Annotated in this window: 16 protein-coding genes and 4 pseudogenes; 13 read left to right on the forward strand and 7 right to left on the reverse strand. The window is 62.7% G+C overall.

The genetic code is table 11. From position 1 onward, the window contains the following. Positions 1–76: 76 nt before the first annotated feature. From ureC to OKW35_RS05415, 6 genes are all read left to right on the forward strand, one after another. Positions 77–1,783: an urease subunit alpha gene (gene ureC / locus OKW35_RS05390; protein ID WP_429551412.1), complete on the forward strand. Its 1,707-nt coding sequence runs from the start codon at positions 77–79 to the stop codon at positions 1,781–1,783. A 2-nt stretch (positions 1,784–1,785) separates the two neighbouring features. Further along, on the forward strand, positions 1,786–2,421 hold the full coding sequence (ureE, locus tag OKW35_RS05395; RefSeq protein ID WP_429407189.1) for an urease accessory protein UreE: 636 nt from the start codon (positions 1,786–1,788) through the stop codon (positions 2,419–2,421). After that, positions 2,408–3,088 carry an urease accessory protein UreF gene (locus tag OKW35_RS05400; RefSeq protein WP_429551832.1) on the forward strand — a complete coding sequence of 227 codons (681 nt, stop codon included), beginning with the start codon at positions 2,408–2,410 and terminating at the stop codon, positions 3,086–3,088. The genes ureE and OKW35_RS05400 overlap by 14 nt, the downstream gene beginning before the upstream one ends. 20 nt (positions 3,089–3,108) lie before the next feature. Then, a complete protein-coding gene (gene ureG, locus OKW35_RS05405) occupies positions 3,109–3,771 on the forward strand; it encodes an urease accessory protein UreG (protein ID WP_429356728.1) in 663 nt (220 codons plus the stop codon). A gap of 761 nt (positions 3,772–4,532) precedes the next feature. Then, positions 4,533–5,801 carry an ATP-grasp domain-containing protein gene (locus OKW35_RS05410; RefSeq protein ID WP_429551413.1) on the forward strand — a complete coding sequence of 423 codons (1,269 nt, stop codon included), beginning with the start codon at positions 4,533–4,535 and terminating at the stop codon, positions 5,799–5,801. Continuing rightward, positions 5,801–6,895, forward strand: a complete 1,095-nt coding sequence (locus OKW35_RS05415) for a phosphoserine transaminase (RefSeq protein ID WP_429551414.1) — start codon at positions 5,801–5,803, stop codon at positions 6,893–6,895. The genes OKW35_RS05410 and OKW35_RS05415 overlap by 1 nt, the downstream gene beginning before the upstream one ends. A gap of 492 nt (positions 6,896–7,387) precedes the next feature. On the opposite strand, the gene waaA is transcribed toward OKW35_RS05415, so the two are convergent. The 4 genes from waaA to OKW35_RS05435 all read right to left on the reverse strand — a co-directional run bounded on the left by waaA (position 7,388) and on the right by OKW35_RS05435 (position 12,326). Beyond that, on the reverse strand, positions 7,388–8,701 hold the full coding sequence (waaA, locus tag OKW35_RS05420; protein WP_429407192.1) for a lipid IV(A) 3-deoxy-D-manno-octulosonic acid transferase: 1,314 nt from the start codon (positions 8,699–8,701) through the stop codon (positions 7,388–7,390). Between the two features lie 88 nt (positions 8,702–8,789). Continuing rightward, positions 8,790–9,674: a Kdo hydroxylase family protein gene (locus OKW35_RS05425; RefSeq protein WP_429551415.1), complete on the reverse strand. Its 885-nt coding sequence runs from the start codon at positions 9,672–9,674 to the stop codon at positions 8,790–8,792. An 80-nt stretch (positions 9,675–9,754) separates the two neighbouring features. Beyond that, the gene (waaC, locus tag OKW35_RS05430) at positions 9,755–10,756 is read right to left on the reverse strand and encodes a lipopolysaccharide heptosyltransferase I (protein WP_184059725.1); all 1,002 of its coding nucleotides are present in this window, start codon (positions 10,754–10,756) and stop codon (positions 9,755–9,757) included. A 175-nt stretch (positions 10,757–10,931) separates the two neighbouring features. Then, a complete protein-coding gene (locus OKW35_RS05435) occupies positions 10,932–12,326 on the reverse strand; it encodes a phosphomannomutase/phosphoglucomutase (RefSeq protein ID WP_429551416.1) in 1,395 nt (464 codons plus the stop codon). A 343-nt stretch (positions 12,327–12,669) separates the two neighbouring features. Between OKW35_RS05435 and OKW35_RS05440 the strand changes: the two are divergent. The 5 genes and pseudogenes from OKW35_RS05440 to OKW35_RS05460 all read left to right on the forward strand — a co-directional run bounded on the left by OKW35_RS05440 (position 12,670) and on the right by OKW35_RS05460 (position 18,446). Then, positions 12,670–13,939 (forward strand): annotated as a pseudogene (locus OKW35_RS05440) (oligosaccharide flippase family protein). Beyond that, the gene (locus OKW35_RS05445; RefSeq protein ID WP_429551417.1) at positions 13,936–14,766 is read left to right on the forward strand and encodes a glycosyltransferase; all 831 of its coding nucleotides are present in this window, start codon (positions 13,936–13,938) and stop codon (positions 14,764–14,766) included. Before OKW35_RS05440 ends, OKW35_RS05445 begins: the two are co-directional and overlap by 4 nt. 143 nt (positions 14,767–14,909) lie before the next feature. After that, entirely contained in the window at positions 14,910–16,058 is a 1,149-nt protein-coding gene (locus tag OKW35_RS05450) for a glycosyltransferase family 4 protein (protein WP_429551418.1), read from the forward strand. Positions 16,059–16,071: 13 nt separating this feature from the next. Beyond that, a complete protein-coding gene (gene galE / locus OKW35_RS05455) occupies positions 16,072–17,094 on the forward strand; it encodes a UDP-glucose 4-epimerase GalE (RefSeq protein ID WP_429551419.1) in 1,023 nt (340 codons plus the stop codon). A 314-nt stretch (positions 17,095–17,408) separates the two neighbouring features. Then, on the forward strand, positions 17,409–18,446 hold the full coding sequence (locus OKW35_RS05460; protein WP_429491209.1) for a GSU2403 family nucleotidyltransferase fold protein: 1,038 nt from the start codon (positions 17,409–17,411) through the stop codon (positions 18,444–18,446). A 321-nt stretch (positions 18,447–18,767) separates the two neighbouring features. On the opposite strand, the gene OKW35_RS05465 is transcribed toward OKW35_RS05460, so the two are convergent. Next, positions 18,768–19,229 (reverse strand): GNAT family N-acetyltransferase, encoded by a 462-nt coding sequence (locus OKW35_RS05465; RefSeq protein WP_429551420.1) that lies wholly within the window; start codon positions 19,227–19,229, stop codon positions 18,768–18,770. A 340-nt stretch (positions 19,230–19,569) separates the two neighbouring features. Then, positions 19,570–19,749: pseudogene (locus tag OKW35_RS05470) on the reverse strand (ATP-binding protein); the annotation flags it as partial. Between OKW35_RS05470 and OKW35_RS05475 the strand changes: the two are divergent. Further along, on the forward strand, positions 19,663–19,920 hold the full coding sequence (locus OKW35_RS05475) for an ATP-binding protein (protein WP_429551421.1): 258 nt from the start codon (positions 19,663–19,665) through the stop codon (positions 19,918–19,920). The pseudogene OKW35_RS05470 and the gene OKW35_RS05475 sit on opposite strands and share 87 nt — an antisense overlap. A gap of 120 nt (positions 19,921–20,040) precedes the next feature. Here the strand turns inward: OKW35_RS05475 and OKW35_RS05480 are convergent. Continuing rightward, a pseudogene (locus tag OKW35_RS05480) lies at positions 20,041–20,208 on the reverse strand (RNA-guided endonuclease InsQ/TnpB family protein); the annotation flags it as partial. Here OKW35_RS05480 and OKW35_RS05485 point away from each other — a divergent pair. After that, positions 20,202–20,651, forward strand: a pseudogene (locus tag OKW35_RS05485) (ABC transporter ATP-binding protein); the annotation flags it as partial. The pseudogenes OKW35_RS05480 and OKW35_RS05485 overlap by 7 nt on opposite strands. Positions 20,652–20,811 lie beyond the last annotated feature (160 nt).

The raw sequence follows: 20,811 nt of genomic DNA on the forward strand, positions 1-20,811 counted from the left end.
CGCCCTGGCGTTTCGACCGCCCTGCTCCGCCTTGCCTTGCCTGTCGCTCGCTTGTAGCTCATTCCGGACCCACACCATGACACTACGCATTGGCCGCCGCGCATACGCGGAGATGTTCGGCCCTACCACCGGCGACCGCGTGCGCCTCGCCGACACCGAACTGCTGATCGAGATCGAGCGCGACTTCACGACCTACGGCGAAGAGGTCAAGTTCGGCGGCGGCAAGGTGATTCGCGACGGCATGGGCCAGTCGCAGCGCGTGCATGCCGAGGTCGTCGATACCGTCGTGACGAACGCGGTGATCCTCGATCACTGGGGCGTCGTGAAGGCCGACATCGGCATCAAGGACGGCCGCATCGCGGCGATCGGCAAGGCCGGCAACCCCGACATCCAGCCGAATGTGACGATCGCGATTGGAGCCTCCACCGAAGTGATCGCGGGCGAAGGGCTGATCGTGACCGCGGGCGGCATCGATACGCATATCCACTTCATCAGCCCGCAGCAGATCGAGGAAGCGCTCGCGAGCGGCGTGACGACGATGCTCGGCGGCGGCACCGGCCCCGCGACCGGCACGAATGCGACCACCTGCACACCGGGGCCATGGCATCTCGAACGCATGCTGCAAGCGGCCGACGGCTATCCGATGAACCTCGGCTTTCTGGGCAAGGGCAACGTGAGCCAGCCGGCCCCGCTGACCGAACAGATCGCCGCGGGCGCGATCGGTTTGAAGCTGCACGAAGACTGGGGCACGACGCCCGCGGCGATCGACAACTGCCTTGGCGTCGCCGACGATACCGACACGCAGGTCGCGATCCACACGGATACGCTAAACGAAGCGGGCTTCGTCGAAGCGACCGTCGCCGCGTTCAAGGGCCGCACGATCCACACGTATCACACCGAAGGCGCGGGCGGCGGCCACGCCCCGGACATCATCAAGGTGTGCGGCGAAGCGAACGTGCTGCCGTCCTCGACGAATCCGACGCGGCCCTACACGGTCAACACGCTCGACGAGCATCTCGACATGCTGATGGTGTGCCATCACCTCGATCCGTCGATTGCCGAAGACATCGCGTTCGCCGAATCGCGGATTCGCCGCGAGACGATCGCCGCCGAGGACATCCTGCACGATCTCGGCGCGCTGTCGATGCTTTCTTCGGACTCGCAGGCGATGGGCCGCGTCGGCGAAGTGATCATCCGCACGTGGCAGACCGCGCACAAGATGAAGGTGCAACGCGGCGCGCTGCCCGAGGACAACGCGCGCCACGACAATTTCCGCGCGAAACGCTATGTCGCGAAGTACACGATCAATCCGGCGATTACGCACGGCATCGCGCATGAAGTCGGTTCGATCGAACCGGGCAAGTGGGCCGACCTCGTGTTCTGGGAGCCGGCGTTCTTTGGCGTCAAGCCGTCGCTGATCCTGAAGGGCGGCATGATCGCGATGGCGCAGATGGGCGATCCGAATGCATCGATTCCGACGCCGCAGCCCGTGCACTATCGCGAGATGTTCGCGACGCGCGGGGGAGCGCTAGGCCGCACGTCGCTGACCTTCGTGTCGCAACTCGCCGCCGATGCGAATGTGGCCGAACGCTATGGTTTGCACAAGCGCATCGTCGCGGTGAAAAACTGCCGCAACGTGACGAAGGCCGACATGATTCACAACGCGTGGCGCCCGAACATCAGCGTCGATCCGGAAACCTATCAGGTGATCGCCGACGGCCAGTTGCTGACCTGCGATCCGGCCTCCGTGCTGCCGATGGCGCAACGCTATTTCCTGTTCTGATCATGCGTACACTGAACAAACTTCTCGCGCCGCATCTGAAGATCGCGCCGGTACTCGTCAAGCGCGCGCCGACCTTGACGCTCGCGTTCGATGAACGTCGCAAGAGCCGTCTCGCCGCGACGCTCGATGACGGCGAGGAAGTCGCATTGCTGTTGCCGCGCGGCACCGTGCTGCGCGATGGCGACGTGCTCGTCGCCGATGATGGCGGGCTCGTGCGTGTCGTTGCGGCTGATGAAGCCGTGCTTGTCGTACGCGCATCGGACGCGTTGACGTTGACGCGCGCCGCCTATCACCTCGGCAATCGTCATACGCCGGTCGAAGTGGGCGCCGATTATCTGAAGCTCGAATACGATCCGGTGCTCGCCGACATGCTCAAGCGCATCGGCGCGACGGTCGAGCAGGTGTCGCTGCCGTTTCAGCCTGAGGCCGGGGCGTATGGCGGTGGACATAAGCATGGGCACGACGAGACGTTCGCCGAGGACTATGCGATCGCGCAGCAGGTGTTTGGTGAGCATCATGGGCATGAGCATGCTCATGCCCATGAGGGCTCTTCGCACTCGCACGATCACGACCATGACCACGTGCACGACGAATCGTGCGGACATGGACACCACCCGCATCGTCATGCGCATCGCTGAATTCACCGCGCTGCTGCATCTCGCGTCGCCAGCACTGCCGATCGGCGCGTTCAGCTATTCGCAGGGTCTCGAAGCGGCGATTGAAGTGCAGCTCATCACCGATGCCGACTCCGCGCGCACGTGGATTGAACGCGGCCTGACCGACGTGCTCGCGCGCGGCGAGTTGCCGTTCCTCGCGCAGCAGATCGAACGCTGGCGCACGCACGACGCCGTGGAACTCGTCGACGCCAACGCCGAATTCCTCGCGAGTCGCGAGTCCGCCGAACTGCGCCGCGAAACGGAGCAGATGGGCTGGTCGCTGCGACAGCTGTGCGTGTCGCTCGAATGGGGCGATGTGGCAAGACGCGCGACGCTCGCGTCGCTGACGCCACTCGCGCAGCCGAGCGCGTTCGCATTCGCCGCTCACGCGCACAATGCTCCGGTCGATGCCGCGCTCGCCGCCTATGCGTTCAGCTGGGTCGAGAACCAGGCCGCCGCCGCGTTGAAGGCGGTGCCGCTCGGCCAGCTCGCGGGGCAACGCATCATCGTCGCGCTGCGTGAGCCGATCGAGGCGGCCGTCGCGCGCGCGCTGGCGACCTCGCGTGACGACCTCAACACGTTCGCGCCGCAGCTCGGCATTCTGTCGGCGCGCCACGAGTCGCAGTATTCGCGGCTCTTCCGCTCCTAGCACGATTCCCACGATCCATCATGAACGCATCTCATCATTCCGCTTTCCATACCGCGAGCCAGATTCGCACGAAGAAGCTGCCGCCGCTGCGCGTGGGCGTCGGCGGCCCGGTCGGCTCGGGCAAGACCACGCTGCTCGAAATGCTGTGCAAGGCGATGCGCGACCAGTACGACCTCGTCGCGATCACGAACGACATCTATACGAAAGAGGATCAGCGTCTGCTGACCGTCGCGGGCGCGCTGCCGGCCGAGCGCATCATGGGCGTCGAGACGGGCGGCTGCCCGCACACCGCGATCCGCGAGGACGCATCGATCAACCTCGAAGCGGTCGACCGCATGCTCACGCGTTTTCCGGATGCGGACATCGTGTTCATCGAATCGGGCGGGGACAACCTCGCGGCGACTTTCAGCCCGGAGCTGTCGGACCTGACGATCTACGTGATCGACGTCGCGGGCGGCGAGAAGATTCCGCGCAAGGGCGGACCTGGGATCACGAAGTCGGATCTGCTCGTGATCAACAAGACGGATCTCGCGCCGCTGGTGGGCGCGAACCTCGATGTGATGGCATCCGATGCGAAGAAGATGCGCGGCGAGCGGCCGTTTGTGATGTGTAATCTGAAGGCGCTCGAGGGCCTTGATGATGTGGTGAAGTTTATTGAAAAGAAGGGATTGTTGAAGGTGTGAGGGTGGTTTTGGGAATGCCTGTGGTCGCGAAAATGGTATGCGCCGGATCGTGGTCTTCGCTATGACATTCGAAATCGATCTGGCTTTGCGGAAACTCGCGGGTCACGCGGCCGCCGGGAAAGCTTTGCTCGCGCACGCCATCCAGAGACGTGCCGTCGCCCTTCTCAATTGATTGGACAGCACGGGAAGTCGCCGGGAAGCCGCAAATCCACCCGCTTATTCAGGATTGCCGCTAACAGCGGTCAGCCCCGTGAGATTCACTCTCCGGGTCGTGAACCATGCTTGAGTTTAAGGACGGAAAACGGTCACCGTTGACCTGTCGTCGCCTCAAAGTCCTCTGAATAGGTGGTCAATCGCCCCTCTTTTCCCTCGTTTGGTTCAGCCCCAAGCTCGTATCATGGGCTGCACATTGCAGTTAATGCAGTATGTGGGACACGTTTTGGGTTACAAAATCCTGACGTTTCTATCGAAGGAAAAGATACATGTCAATTGCAAAGCGACGCGCGAGCTCGGCCAGATTGTCCCTCGTAGCCAACACATCGAGTGCTGTCGCGATTCCCGCGGACTGTAAAGCAACGACATCCGGGCCGATGCCAGAAGCATGGTTCGAGGAAGAAGTCGGCTACATCGGCGAAATGCCGGCGTGTACCCGCATCCCGACTGACACCCACCGTCAATGACCTGAGTGAACTTCACGTAAAAGTAATGCCGGCGAGCGCATTCTTTCGCCCCGGGTATCGCTCCACTGAAACGCGCCATTCATGAATACTGTTCGAACTGAATTAACGGGTGATGCCGCCCTTCCATCGATGCATCAGCCACTGGGACTGGCTGCGTTGCTCCGGGCGGCAACGGCTGGGAGCGATCTGACGCCGCTGGGGGAAAGCCTGCTCGAGCACATAAAGCGCCATGACGACCCGTACGCTCTGCTTGATTTGTCGCTAGTGTTGCAATTGAAATACCAGAAGGCGGCCGCTCTCGCCGTCCAGCAGCAAGCGCTTCAAATGACCAGACATTATCGGTTAAAGAGCGCCCAGACGATCAAGTCTCCTTTGAAGGTGCTGGTGCTCAAGGCTCCCGGCGATCTGATGGCGAACACGCCTTTTGAGTGCCTGCTTGAGAACGCCGACCTGCAGATAGAGGTCCTGTATGTCGACACGCGGCCGCTGGGGGATGCCGAGTTGCCCGAACACGACGTTATCTTCGTTGCGGCATGCGCGTCGGATGAAACCGTGGGCGTTCTTGCCCAAATCGCGTCGCTGACGAGCGGGACGGGTTGCCGCGTACTAAACCGGTCCGAACACGTTGCGAAGACAATGCGTGACACCGCCTATGCTCTGCTGGGCGCTGCCCCCGGTATCTGTATGGCCCACACGGTGCGCCTTTCCCGTGAGCGGGTCAGCGAAGCGGCTTCGGGAGCGTTGCAGTTGTCCGAGGTACTCGGCGCAAACTATCCGCTCATCATACGGCCGATAGGATCGCACGCCGGACAAGGTCTGGCAAAAGTGTCTGACGCTCAGGAACTCGCGCGCTACATGGCTGAGTCTGACGCCGTCGAATATTACATGGCGCCTTTTATCGACTACAGCAGCGCCGACGGTCTGTTTCGCAAATACCGGATCGTGATGATCGAGGGAACACCATTCGTGTGCCATATGGGCATCTCGAAGGAATGGATGGTTCACTACCCTTACGCGGAAATGTCGACGCATCCCGACCGGCGAGAGGAAGAATCGCACCTGATGGCGAGCTTTGACACCGATTTTGCTGTGCGTCACCGCGAGGCGTTTCGCAACGTCGCGGAATTGACCGGTCTCGATTACGTAGGATTCGATTGCGCTGAAACCAGCGATGGCCGGCTGCTCATATTCGAGATCGCGACGGGCATGGTTGTGCATGACCTGGACGACCAGAGCATCTTTCCTTATAAGGTTCCGCAAATTCGCCGGGTTGCTGACGCCTTTCATGAAATGCTGCGCCGCGCGGCTGCGAACGCATACAAAATCCAACGGCTGGCCTCGGAGGCATAGTGAAGTCCAATGCATTGAATTTTTCCGGTGGTCCCGGAGCGCTCCCTGAAACGGTGCTGGAACAGACGCGCATAGCGATTACCGCGTTACCGGAAACCGGCATCTCCGTACTCGGCATGAGCCATCGCTCGGACTGGTTTCGCTCCATACTGGACGAAGCGGAACAGAATCTGCGCGTTCTGCTCGGTATATCCGACGACTACGCCATTACCTTTCAGCAGGGCGGCAGTAGTCTGCAGTTCGCGATGATCCCGATGAATTTTGCCGCGAAAGGATTCGCCCCGCCCGAATATGTGACGTCCGGCTACTGGAGCGGTCGGGCGACCTCGGAGGCGGCCAAGGTGACTGAGAGGAAAGTTGCGTGGGACGGCCACGCGACGGGCTACCGGCAGTTGCCCGTCCTCGATAAACTGGACATCTCCGGCTCTGCCGCCTATCTGCACTACGTGTCGAACGAGACCGTGGAAGGTTTGCAATTTCCGGTTTGGGAAGAGGCGACGCAGGTACCGCTGATTGCGGACATGTCGTCCGATTTTCTGTCGAAGCCCATTCGGCCAGACGCATACTCGATGATTTATGCTCACGCCCAGAAGAACCTGGGTCCGGCTGGGGTAACGGTAGCGGTAATCAAGCGTTCGCTGCTTGAACGGATCCCCGACGGCTTGCCGGCGATCCTCGATTTTCGCACCCACGTCTCGCACGGTTCCAACTACAACACGCCGCCGGTATTCGCGATCTATGTGCTGACGTTGATTACGCGCTGGCTGCGCTTCGATGTTGGCGGTCTGCACGCGATGCAAAGCATCAATGAGAGAAAGGCGCGGCGGCTGTATGACACGCTGGACGCTTTGGAGGGGGTCGTGACCGTCCACGCGGACCGTCGCTGGCGCTCACAAATGAACGTGGCTTTTAAATTCGGTGATTCTCGGCTCGGCGATGCGTTTATCGGGGCGGCTCGTGAACAGGGTATCGTTGGACTAGAGGGGCACCGTTCAATTGGCGGGTTGCGTGCGTCTCTATACAACGCCGTTACAGAGCAAGCCGTGGACATTCTGGCAAACGCACTAACGGAATTCAGTATGCAACGGGCCTGAACGGCAATGCCGGTTCTCACGTTGACGTGCCGTGCGACTCGAAGGAATAAATGACCGCTGCACCCCAAAAAGCTGCCGATGAGGTGGCGTCTGGTTTAGAGTCCGAAGTGGGTCGAGGCAGTGTGAAAACGCGCTCCGCACGAAGCCTTCTCAAAAGTCGACCCTTCAGATCGCCGCGTATCGGCCTGGTGGCGACTCGGGAAGGGTAAAGCGACACCCGAAAACCGAGTACTTTTGCGTTTTCACATGGCCTCGGTCGACAGCCGCCCGACGACTGCGAAGACGCAGCGGCCACCGCTGTCCCTGCACCGCGCAATGAGCTTTTTAAACTGCGCATCAAAAACAAGAGCCGGGATCCGGGGCGCTTCTTTTCGAGCGCTACCCAGATTTTTTCACTACCTGCGGCAGCGCGTTCACATTAACCAGCACGGTCTGCACTTTCCGCGTCATCCGACGAAGCACCACGCCGCGTTGCACGTCATCCGCCGAACCCTACTCCGGCAACAACGCCGCCAACACATCCACCGTCCTCGCCGTCGCCCCGCGATGCCTCGCCGCAAACGCGGCAGCCGCGCCGCCCATCGCGAGCCGCCGCGACTTGTCGCCGAACAGCTCGCGCAGCGCGCGCGCCAGATCGGCCGGGTCCTGCACCCGCACGGCGGCACCGGCCGCGACCGCATCGGCGGTGGCTTGCGTGAAGTTGAAAACGTGCGGCCCGATCAGCACCGGCACGCCGACCGCGCACGCTTCGATCAGGTTCTGTCCGCCAAGCGGCAACAGACTGCCGCCGATAAACGCAAGATCCGACGCCGCGTAGTAAGCGCCCAACTCGCCCATCGAATCGCCGAGCAGCACGTTCACGTCGCGAGGCAGCGGCGCCACGCCATCGTCAGCGGTGCGCGCCGCCGACGCGACCTTCGCATCGGGCGCCCAACTCGATCGCCGTTCGAGCCGCAACCCCGCTTTCTCGACGAGCGCCGCGACTTCATTGAAGCGCTGCGGATGACGCGGCACTAGAATCAGCAGCGCATCGTCGATGCCGAGCGCCGCGAACGCCTCGAGCACGAGCGCTTCTTCGCCCTCGCGCGTGCTCGCCGCGACCCACACGGGCCGCGTGCCGATCGCCGCGCGCCACGCGTGGCCGCGGGCCGCGAGTTCGGGCGGCGTGCTCATGTCGAACTTCAGATTGCCGAGCACCGCGACATTGCGCGCGCCGAGCGAGGTCAACCGCTCGGCATCGGACGGACTCTGCGCGAGCACGCGCGCGAAGCCGCCGAACACGTCCTTCGTCGCACCGCCGAATTTCGCCGCGCGCTTGAACGAACGTGCCGACATCCGCGCGTTGGTCAGCACGAGCGGCACGTCGGCGCGACGGCACTCGTCGATCAGGGTCGGCCACACCTCGGTTTCCATCACGAGACCGAGCGACGGCCGCCACCCGCGCAAGAAGCGCCGTACCGCATGCGGCATGTCGTACGGTAGATAACTGCGCAACACGCGGTCGCCGAAAATCTCGATGCCGGTCGCGCGGCCGCTCGGCGTCATGTGCGTAAGCAGAATGCGCGCGTCCGGGCGCGCCTTCATCAGCGCATCGATCAGCGGCTGCGCGGCGCGCGTCTCGCCGACCGACACCGCATGCACCCAGATCAACGGCGCGCTGTCCTCCAACAAGCGCCCGCGCGAATAACCGAAGCGCTCGCCGATATGCTGGCGATAACCGCGCTCCTTACGCGAACGGATCAACAGACGCAGCACCGCAAGCGGCGCGATGAGCCACCAGAGCGCGCGATAGATCGCCCTTAGCATCGGCGCCCCGTGTGATTCGGAAAGCGCAGCGCGCTCACGCGCGCGATGCGGGCCGGCGTCTGCCCGGCCCTCGAATCGGCCGCCGCGCTCAAACCAGCACCCTGCCCTTCAGGCGCTCGAGAATGCCGAGCGGCGCGCATTCCGGCTGCGCCATCGCCTTCACTGGCAGGAAGAAAGTCTGCTCCAGCATGAACTGGCCGGACATCACCGCATGCGAGGTCTGGTCGGAGAAGCACACCCACACGCTGCCCGGTGGAAACGGCATGGTCTGTTGCGGGCTCGTCTTCTGATAGTCGAGGTCGGCCTTCATGCCGTCGTGCAGACTGAGCATCAGATGATCGTATTCGCTGCGCAGCGATTTGGTCACGTGCAGCAGGTTCAGCAGCCACGCGGAGCCGGGCATCTGCGGCTTGATACGCGGCAGGAAGCGCTGCGCCATATCCTCGAACGGCTCGCCGACGCGCCATACGCGCGGCACGCCATGCGGATTGACGTTGGTGAACACGCGCAGGATGCGCTCGCCGTAATTCGGCCGCGACGGAAACGCGTCGACGTGCAGACGGCTATCGTCCTTGCGCCACGAGGTTTCGCGAGTCTCGACCTGATGCAGCCGCAGGCTCGTCGGCGCGACCCGCAGCTTGCCGCTGTACTCGGGAAAGAGCCCGTCGACGAGCGTGCGCGCATTCGCCTGATAACGCGCGATCAACGCGCGCACCGCCGATTGCGTGACCGCATCGCCGGCCACGCCATGCAGCGCGCCGCCGTTCGGTTCGAGGCTGATGTTCTTGCGGTTCGGATCGGCGAGCGCCGGGTCGAGCAGCGCCTGCTCGCCACCGTCGATCGCGAAGCGCAGGTTCGGGAAGTACAGCACCTTGCCGCGCTCGACGCCGGCGAGCAGCGTCTCTCGAGGCACGGACAGGTTGCAGCCGTGCCAGTCGGCGTTCGCTACTTCGATGATCTGGGTTTCGTTCATGGTCGCCCTTTGGAACGGAGGGTGCGCAAGGCGAAGCGCACCGACAGGATGCAGCAGGTGCTGATGCCGGCCGGCCCGGGTTACAACAGCCCGAAGCCGGCAAGCACCGACTTCACCTGCTGCAGCGTAGGCGGCTGCCCCGCCGCGCCGAGATTGACGACGTTCGGCGACCAGTAGCCGCCGGTGCGCCACGCGGTCGAGAAATTGTACAACTCGACCGTGGGCCGCTTCAGCGCCGCCGCGATATGGACCAGACCTGTGTCAACCCCGACCGTCGCGGCCGCGCCATCGATCAGCCCCACCACCGCCGGCAGCGACAGCTTCGGTGGCACGATCGCGGCCGCGCCGAACTCCTTCGCGAGCCGCTCGCTGGTCGCGCGCTCGGCGTCGCTGCCCCACGGCAGCACGATCGACGCGCCGCGCCGCACCAGCGCCTGCCCGAGTTCGATCCACGCGGCATCGGGCCACTGCTTGTCGGCGCGCGAAGTCGCGTGCACGAACACCACGTACGGCACCGGCAGATTCAGATTCGCCTGCGACAGCGCGAGCGCGGCACGGCCCGTGTCGAGACCGAAGTCGATGTCGTCGGTAGGTTGCGGCGGCGGATCGTTCAGCGCCGCGGCCACCAGTTGACGCGTGCGTTCGACCACGTGCGTGCGCGGCGCGATCGGCACGCGCCGCCCGTAGAAAAAGCGCACCGGCCATTCGTAGCCGGCGCCTTCGGTACGGTTGCCGAGGCCGACGAGCGGTCCGCGCGCCATGTTCGCGAGCCACGCGGTCTTGATGAGGCCCTGGCAGTCGATCACCAGATCGTAGTGCTCGGCGGCGAGCGCGCGGCGAAACGCGCCGATCTCGCGCCAGTTGTCGACGGACAGGATGCGCTTGCGCCAGCGCCGCAGCGACACCGGAATCGCGCGCCGCACGCCGCTCACGAGTTCCACGAGCCCGACGAAGCTTTCCTCGACGAGCCAGTCGATCTGCGCGTCGGGATGGCGGCGCCGGATGTCGGCGATCACGGGCATGTTGTGAACGACGTCGCCCAGCGACGACACCCTCACGATCAGTATCTTTTGCGCGCTCAAGAGTGAGAAAACCGGCTATCCGGCTCGAAGATGCGTTGAAAGGACCGCAATTCTAGCGCGCCGTCCATGAAAGACATGAAAAACGCGGCGCGGTAAGGCAACCCGCGCCGCGTTCGGTAGGGGCGACGCTTCGAGCCGTCTTAACGAACCTCGAAGCGCCGCGCCGCATCAGCCGTCAGAACGGCAGTTTCGCATCGGCCTTCTCCGCGAGAATCACGCGGCGGAAGTCGTCCTGGATGCGTTTGAGCGCCGCGTCGTTGTCGGCCTCGAAACGCATCACCACGACCGGCGTCGTGTTCGACGAACGCGCGAGGCCGAAGCCGTCCGGATACTCGACGCGCAGACCGTCGATCTTCACGACGTTGTCCGCGCCGGTGAACTTCGCGTTCTGCTGCATACGCGCGATCAGCTCGAAGTTCTCGCCTTCCTCGAGTTTCAGCTGCAGCTCGGGCGTGGAGTGCGAGTTCGGCAGCGAGTTCAGCAGCTTGCTCGGGTCGGCGACACGCGTGAGGATCTCGAGCAGACGCGCCCCCGTGTACAGGCCGTCGTCGAAACCATACCAGCGGTCCTTGAAGAACACGTGGCCGCTCATTTCGCCAGCCAGCGGCGCGCCGGTTTCCCGCAGCTTCGCCTTCACGAGCGAGTGGCCGGTCTTCCACATCAGCGGCTCGCCGCCCTTGTCCTTGACCCACTTCGCGAGATTGCGCGTGCACTTCACGTCGTAAATGATCTGCGCGCCCTTGTTGCGCGACAGCACTTCTTCGGCGAACAGCATCAGCTGACGGTCCGGGTAGATGATCTGGCCGTCTTTGGTGACGACGCCGAGGCGGTCGCCGTCGCCGTCGAACGCGAAGCCGATTTCCGCATCCGTTTCCTTCAGCGCGCGAATCACGTCTTCGAGGTTCTCCGGGTGCGCCGGGTCCGGGTGGTGATTCGGGAAGTTGCCGTCGACTTCGGTGAACAGTTCGACGAGTTCGCAGCCGAGCTTCCTGAACAGCTTCGGCGCGAGCTCGCCGGCCACGCCGTTGCCGGTATCGACGACGATCTTGATCGGACGCGCGAGCTTCACGTCGCTCGCGATGCGCTCGAGATACGCGTCGGCGATGTCGTACTCGGCGTAGCTGCCGCTGCCGTCGGCGAAGTTCTCGTCGACGATGCGCTGATGCAGCGCGAGAATCTGCTCGCCGTAAATGGCCGCGCCGCGCAGCACCATCTTGAAGCCGTTGTAGTCCGGCGGATTATGGCTACCCGTCACGACGATGCACGAGTCGACGCGCCGCTCGCCGCCCGCCAGTTTCAACGGTACGCTCGCCGCGAAGTAGCCGACCGGCGTGGGCACCATGCCCACGTTCACGACATCGACGCCGGCCGCACGCAGGCCGTCGGACAGCGCCCCGATCAGCTCGGGGCCCGACAGGCGTCCGTCGCGCGCGACCACGACCGCGTCGCCGCCCTGCGCGCGCACTTCGCTGCCGAATGCGCGACCGATGGAATGCGCGGCGTCGGCGTCGAGCGTCTTGCCAATGACGCCACGAATGTCATACGCCTTGAAAATGGATTTGGAGATCATGTTGGCTCACTTGCGTGCAATGGAAAATTTTGACCTGCGCACCGACCTCGACCGGTAACAATCGCCGGTAAAAAACGCGGTAAAAATTCGCGTTAAAAACCACGGTAATACTCACGTTAAAAACACCTGTTACCGCGCCTCGATGCGCCCTTGCCGGAAGCGGTCCGGTTCCAACTTATAATTGCGTTTTTCTGACCAGCCTGAATACCGCCATTCTAATGCTTAGACGCCCTCCATTTGTAAAGTTGCCGTGGCTGCCGGCCGGGCGGGCGAATGCGCATAGCGCCGCATGCATGGCCGTGCGAGGCGGCTTGACCGACGCGCAGCGGCGAGCGGCCAACGGATGCTGACGGTCAAGCGCTTCGCCAATCCCGACGTCACCCGAGCGTTTACGAACATCGTCTGGCTGGGTCTCGAGCGGCTCACGCAGATCGGCGTCGCAATCGTGATCAGCGGCATGCTCGCGCGTTACTTCGGGCCCGAAACGTTCGGCAAATGGCAGTACGCGAATACGCTGCTGCTGGTGCTGTCGCCGATCACCTGGGTCTGCGGCGCGGAAATCCTCGTACCGACCATCGTCAACCGGCCGCCCGAACAACTCGGCACCGTCCTCGGCAGCGCGTTCGCGTTGCGCATCTCCGTCTCGGCCGTTGCGCTGCTGCTCACTTAGCACGTGGCTCGGCATTGCGCTGCACTTCTTCGAACCGCTCGTCGGTGCGATGCTCGCCGGCCTCGCGGTGACGATGCTGTTTCGCGAGCCGTTCGTCGGCGTGATCAACGCGTGGCTGCAAAGCATGACCTACAGCAAGCCGCAATTGCTGACCAGCATGAGCACCGCGGTGATCAAGGCGGCTCTCGTCTATCTGCTGGTGCGCGCGACGGCCGCGCCCGCGCGTTTCGGCTGGCTGTGGGCGCTCGAATCGGCGGCGATCGGCACGGTGCTGTTGCTCTACTTCATGCGCCGGCATGGCGGCAAGCTGGGCTGGCATGTCGAACGTTCGCTCTTCAGGCACTTCGCGAGCGCGGGCACCGTGTTCTGGCTCGGGCTCATCTGTATGTATCTATTTCTGAAACTGGACCGGCTGATGCTCGAGCGCGCGATTTCGTTCGCCGACCTCGGTCGCTACTCGGCCGCCCAGCAGTTGAATGAAAACTGGATCACGCTCGCGCTGATGCTCGCGCAAACCATTGCGCCCGCATTCGTCTACCGCGTGCAAGGCATCGCGCAACTACGCCGCAACATGTGGCGGCTCACCGCGCTGACCGCCGTGCTGATGGTGTGCGGCGCGTTCGTGCTCGATCTGCTCGCGGGCTTCATCATCCGCCGTGTGTTCGGGCCGGACTTCGAAGGCGCGATCGAAATCTTCCGCTGGGCCGTGTGGCTGTCGGTGCCCGCCGGCGTCGAGGCGATCGGCAATCTGGTCGTGCTCAAATATCAGGCCAAGTTCGTGTTGCTCGCCAAGTGGCTGCTCGCGCTCGCCGTCGCGTTCGCGGTCAATCTGCTGGCGATCCCGCGGCTCGGCGCGTATGGCGCGCTCGTCGGCCTCGCGGCCGGCTATCTGGCGGCCGCCTCGGTCAATCTTTATTACATCCGTTTCAAATTGCGCCCATGACGAATTCATCCGCCACCGCGCAAACCACGCTCGACGACGTCGCGGTGCTGATACCCGCCTATAACGGTCAGGCGGACGTCGATTCTACGCTCGCGTCGTTCGAAGAAAGTGCGCTGGTGCACGTACTGATCGTCGATGACGGCAGCACGCCGCCGATCGTCGCGCCCACGCTGCCGAACCTGAAGATCGAAGTGCTGCGCATGGCGCAGAACGGGGGCATCGAGCGTGCGCTGCGAACCGGCATCGACGCGCTCGCGCAGCGCGGCTTTCGCTATGCGGCGCGCATCGACGCGGGCGATCGCGCGGTGCCGCAGCGGCTCGCGAAGCAGCGCGCGTTCATGCAAGCGCATCCGAACGTGGCGGGCCTCGGCATGTGGACCCAGGTCGTCACGCGCGCGGGCGAGGCGCTTTTCATGCTGACGCCGCCGGCCGAGCCGAACGTGATCCGGCGCCAGCGCTTTTTCCGCTCGTGCCTCGCGCATCCGTCGATGATGCTGCGTATCGATGCCGTCCGCACAGTCGGCAACTACCGCGCCGCGTATCGTTCGGCGGAGGACCTCGATCTGTTCGTACGTCTGATGGAACGCTATGACTGCGCGAATCTGCCGGAACTCGGCCTTTTCTATGAGCTGAACGAAGGCGGCATCAGCGCGACGAAACGGCGCCGGCAGATCGGTTCGACGCTGCGTTTGCAGTTGCGCTACTTCAACGTGGCCAATCCTTACGACTGGTTGGGCCTCGCGAAGAATCTGTTGCATCTGATGCTGCCTTATCGCACGTTACAGCGGGTCAAGCGCGCGCTGCTCACGCCGCGCGCGAACCGTTGAGTCGCGCCGCGTGTGAGCGCTGTCGTTGCTGCTGTCGTTGTCGTTGCCGCTGTCGCTTCATTCGCTGAGGTTCGCGCCGCATCGTAGGGCGCTGTCTTCGTATCAATGGTCCACACTTCATTCAACGCCCGGCATTTCTTCGCATGAAGCCCTCTTTCAAGTCGACGCCCGCGCTACGCATTACACTCGTTTGCAACACGGCCTGGGCAATCTATACCTATCGGCAAGGGCTGATCCGCACGCTGATCGGGCGCGGCGTCGACGTGACGGTGCTCGCGCCGCGCGACCGCACGTTCGAGTTGCTCGCCGCGATGGGCTGCCGTTGCATCGAGCTGCCGATGGCCTCGAAAGGCACGAGTCCGGGCGAAGATCTGCGCACGCTCGTCGCGCTGTATCGGCAGTACAGGACCATCCGTCCGCATGTCGTGTTTCACTACACGATCAAGCCGAACATCTACGGCTCGATCGCGGCGAAGCTGGCTGGCGTGCAGTCGGTGGCGGTCACCACCGGGCTCGGCTACGTGTTCATCCAGCACAGCCGCGCCGCGCAGATCGCCAAAAGGCTGTATCGTTTCGCGTTCCGCTTTCCGCATGAAGTGTGGTTCCTGAATCGCGACGATCAGGCCGCGTTCATCGACGGCAAGCTGCTCGTGCATCCGGAGCGCGCGCGGCTGTTGCACGGCGAGGGCGTCGATCTCGAGCAGTTCGCGTTCACGCCACTGCGCGAGCGCGCGGAGTTTCGCTTCGTGCTGATCGGGCGGCTGCTGTGGGACAAAGGCGTCGGCGAATACGTCGAGGCCGCGCGGCAATTGCGCGCGCGCTACCGCCACGCGCGCTTTCAGCTGCTCGGGCCGGTCGGCGTCGACAATCCGAGCGCGATCACGCGCGAGGAAGTCGCCGCGTGGGAACAGGAAGGCGTGATCGAATATCTGGGCGAGGCGCACGACGTGCGGCCGTTCATCGCCGATGCCGATTGCGTGGTGCTGCCGTCGTATCGCGAAGGCGTGCCGCGCACGCTGATGGAAGCGTCGGCGATGGGCCGGCCGATCGTCGCGACCGACGTGCCCGGCTGCCGCGAGGTGGTGGCCGACGGCGTCAACGGCTTGTTGTGCGAAGCGCGCAATGCGCAGAGCCTTGCCGCGAGTCTCGCACGCATGCTCGACATGAGCGGCGCGGAGCGGCGCGCGATGGCGGAACGCGGCCGGCAGAAAGTCGCGACCGAATTCGACGAACACATGGTCGTCGAAACCTATAAAGACCTGGTGCAAAAAATCACGGGTGTTTTACTTTAATGGGAGCAACAGCATGACCACGAAGGGCACGATTCTGGTAACGGGCGGCGCGGGTTTCATCGGCTCGCACACCTGCGTCGAACTGCTGAACGGCGGCTACGACGTCGTGGTGATCGACAACCTCGTGAACAGCAAGCGCGAAGCGTTGCGGCGCGTCGAGAAAATCACCGGCCGTGCGATGAGCTTCTACGACGACGACGCGCGCGACGCAGCCGCGCTGCAGCGGATTTTCGATGCGCATCCGATCACCGGCGCGATCCATTTCGCGGCGCTGAAAGCGGTCGGCGAGTCGGTCGCGAAGCCGATCGAGTACTACGCGAACAACGTCGGCAGCCTGCTGACGCTACTCGGCGTGATGCGCGATCGCAACGTCAAGCAGTTCGTGTTCAGTTCGTCGGCAACGGTGTACGGCGTGCCGAAGAGCTCGCCTATCGACGAATCGTTCCCGCTGTCGGCGACCAATCCGTATGGTCAATCGAAGCTGATCGCCGAGCAGATCCTGCGCGATCTCGAAGTGTCGGACCCATCGTGGCGCATCGCGACGCTGCGCTACTTCAATCCGGTCGGCGCGCATGAAAGTGGCCTGATCGGCGAAGATCCGGCCGGCATTCCGAACAACCTGATGCCGTACGTCGCCCAGGTCGCGGTCGGCAAGCTCGACAAGCTGCGCGTGTTCGGCGGCGACTACGAGACGCCCGACGGCACCGGCGTGCGCGACTACATCCACGTGGTCGATCTCGCGCGCGGGCATCTCGCCGCGCTCGATGCGCTCGTCGAGCGCGATGCGAGCTTCGTCGTCAATCTCGGCACGGGCCAGGGCTATAGCGTGCTCGACGTGGTGCGCTCGTTCGAGAAGGCATCCGGCAAGCCGGTGCCGTACGAGATCGTTGCGCGCCGTCCGGGCGATGTGGCTTCGTGTTTTGCCGATCCTGCTGCGGCGGAGAAAATCATCGGCTGGCGCGCTGAGTTCGGCATCGAGCGGATGTGCGCGGATCATTGGCGCTGGCAATCGACGAATCCGCGAGGCTTTGCGTAGACGTAGCGTCGAATAAACTCTCGTTGACCGGCGGCCCCGTCTTGCACGGCGTCCGTCGGGTGAGTCGCTCCGTGCGATCACGCCCACGCGGCACCCACGTCGCGTGCCGTGCTGACTCCATTTGTTGTGTTCATGCGCATATATGCCAACAACATGTTCGCCCACTGCGCAATCTCGGACATCTTTCACATGATGATCTGATCTGGCCGAAGCAGCGATGGAGGTTATACCTCGCAACGCAATAGCAAGGTATAAATTTGACACGCCGCCACTTATACCCTACGATCCAGTAATAGGGTATAAGGAGCAGCCATATGGCCAATCTCCATAACGAAGCACTGCAAACGCTGTATTCCTCGGTCACCGAACGGGCCAGTGCGCAACAGCTCATTCCGTTGCATTCCCCGGGCTCTGCTGCACAAAAGACAGTCGACGGGAAGACCTACACCTATTGGCGGGTGTATCTCGCTTCAGGAAAGCACAAGGAAACCTCGCTGGGCCGTACTGGCGAACCGGCTACCGACGCCGCGCTTGAGGCGAAAATGCTCGAGAGCGCGGAGATGCGTATGCTTGCCACTGACGCCCAGGTTTTGCGTAAGGCAGGCTTTGCTGCCGCCGACAATTCATCGGCGCTGACTATCGCAACGCTCTTTAACGCTGGCATCTTCAGTCACGGTGGGGTGCTCGTCGGCTCTCACGCGTTTGGCGCGCTCCTGAACGGTCTCGGCGTTCGTCTTTCCGCAAACTACAGGACCGAGGATATCGACATCGGAAGCGCGGGCTCTATTACGGTGGCGATCCCGGAAGACCGCAGCTTTCTCGACGTCCTGCGTGACAGCGGCATTCCCTTTCTCGAGGTGCCGGAACTCGACTCGCGAAAGCCTTCAACCTCATTCAAGGCTCGTGGACAGCCCTTAAAGGTCGACTTGCTCGTACCGGGTACCGAGGCGTACGAGACGAAAGCCATTCCCCAGTTGCGCGCACACGCGACCGGGCTCCCGTACTTCGCGTATCTGGTATCGAATCCGTCGCGCGGCTTTATCCTCGGGAAGGAACATGTGGTCCCCGTCATGCTGCCGGACCCTGCGAGATTTGCTCTTCACAAGCTTATCGTAAGCACGCTTCGCGACCCGTCGCGCGCTCTTAAGGCGGAGAAGGACCGACGGCAGGCCGCAGCGCTGATTGATGCGCTGACGGAGCGGTTTCCAGACTGGTTGATGACAGCTGCAAATGAACTGGAGAAGACCGCACGTACACGGGTTGGTGCAGCAGCCGCCCAAACCCTGACTCTTGCACCTAACCTGTCAGAGCGCGCCAGGGACTTTCTGACTGATTTGGGTACACAGACGTGATCCGGTTCTCGCGATATTTGAGCGAACGCCTGTTGAGGCATCCGGCACTCGGACGAACCTCAAAAATCCTCCCAAGCAGGCTCATGATGCAAACCAGTATGGATGAATCGAATAAAGTGTTGCTCCCTGAATTCGTCAACCAGCAATGAGCAAAGCGAAGAGCACGGACAAGCTATTCTCAGGCCGTCACTTCAACCTCAAAGATGCCGCTGCGCCAGCCGTCTGGAACGCTATCCTGTCTACGCGATAAGGAATCCCTTTCTAGATGAGCCTTTTCTTCCAGACCGCCTATTTGCACCAGGGCTCCTGGAAAGCTACGTGTTACGCCACATGACCCGATGACAACGACGGAGCAAGCACCAATGTAGAGACCTTGCCATCGTTCTCGATTTCGACAAAACCAATTCGCCTGTACCACTTATAGGCCACCTGGTTGCATACGAAGACATGCAAGTACAGCGGTTTTTGCAAGCAACTGGACAACGACCTGACGTTGGCAAGCGCTTCACTGCCGATCGACTTGTTTTGCATCCCGGGCACGATGCAAAGCATCCTCAGCCATACGAGATCTGGTTCGACGTCCCAGTGAACAAACCCGCATCGGTTGCCGTCCCGCATAACTATCTGACAAGAACCCTGGCGAAGGCTTTTTGCAAACCCCGCTCGTTGCAAGTCCTCATCCCAGCCGTGCGCTGAGGTAACAAAACCCTTCATCGTTCGCTGGTACGTGTCATATAGCCATTCCGAGTCGCCGGATACGGCCTGCCGAAAATCCAGATTCATAGCAGCGGCACGACGGCGCGATGGTCGATCATGACTTTCCATTGCGGATGAAAACTGGCAGCCGTCCTCATGTCCGCCCCGATGTTCTTTCACATACCGAAGACGTGCCGGAGTTCACGTGCGCGAGCGACACGGCACACTCAGCGCAGTGCGTACAAACTTCAGTTTAGGCAATGGCGGCGCGCGCATGGTGCCTGTTCCTCGGTTGGTCAATCAGACCCACCGAGATAGCCATGAATATGGACACCTCATTTTCGCAATGCAGCACTGGGCTCCTCCGCTGAGCTGCATGGCAAGTTGACGAAACCCGGCGCGGGGATTCAGCGCGTCAAATGTGTCATCAATGTTCGCGCGACCGGATGCGTTTCTTTGCACTGGCGCTGCTATGCCGGAAACGATAGCTTTCGTTGCCGTTCTCGACGATGTGGTAGTGGTGCGTCAGCCGATCCAGCAACGCCGTCGTCATCTTCGCGTCGCCGGACACCCTCGACCATTCGGCGAAGTTCAGATTCGTTGTAATACCAACCAACCCTTCTCGGGCTGGAACGATGTCTTCCCCGACCCCGGCATGACGATCATCGCTATCGACCGGCTCGTGCATCACTCGATGATCTTCGAACTGAACGTTGAGAGCTATCGCCGCCGTAAGGCTAGCGACAAACAGAGCGTGCACGCCGGCCGTGCTGTTTGACGCCGTCTAGGCCTCCTTCGGGACCCACGAGACTCACAGGAACAGACATGCTATCGTTGACATCCTCCCCTGCCTAAAGGCGGCAGGGGATTCCTACAGCGACTGAAACAATGGACAGTCTCAGATCGCCTCGGCGGGTTCCTGCTTCACAGAGCGGCCTGACTGCACCGGCTCTCCACAGGCTGCAACGCGGCGTCCCCGCGCCAAAACATTGATCGCGCCGACCACACCGGCGTTGTCCTCGAAGCAGCATCCGACGCACACGAATTTCGCCTGCGTCAGACGTGACCGACAACCTGATTCTGGGCGCCTTTGCGCGCCTCACGTGGGCGCGGCCGCGCGGCGATGTGAACGCCGATCTGGGGCGCGCGATCGAACTGTTTCCGCGTCTGAAGGAACGGCGCCACCAACTGGCCGGCACGCTCTCCGGCGGCGAGCAGCAGATGCTGGCGATGGCGCGCGCGATCATGCTGAACCCGGAACTGGTGCTGCTCGACGAACCGTCGATGGGGCTCGCGCCAATTCTTGTCGATGAGGTGTTTCGCATCATCGAGAACCTGAAGGGACAGGGCGTGACGATGCTGCTGGTCGAGCAGTTCGCCGCGTCGGCACTCAATGTGGCCGATTATTGCTACGTGCTGGAAAACGGCCGGATCGCCGCGCACGGGCTGGCGCTGCAATTGCGCAACGATCCGTCGGTGAAGGTCGCTTATCTGGGTACGAGTCACTGAGGCGACGGACCGGGTCGGTCATCGCCGAAGCGCACTTTGCGCGGCTGTGGCGCCTCTGCACCGGGCCGCGTGAGCCACGGTCCCGCCTACGCCGCCTTTGCGTCGAGCCGAAACACCGCCACTGCATCACGCAGCGCCACCGCGTGCTCTTCCAGCGACT

This window comes from Paraburkholderia sp. MM5477-R1 (genome assembly GCF_050436385.1).
GTDB lineage: Bacteria > Pseudomonadota > Gammaproteobacteria > Burkholderiales > Burkholderiaceae > Paraburkholderia > Paraburkholderia tuberum.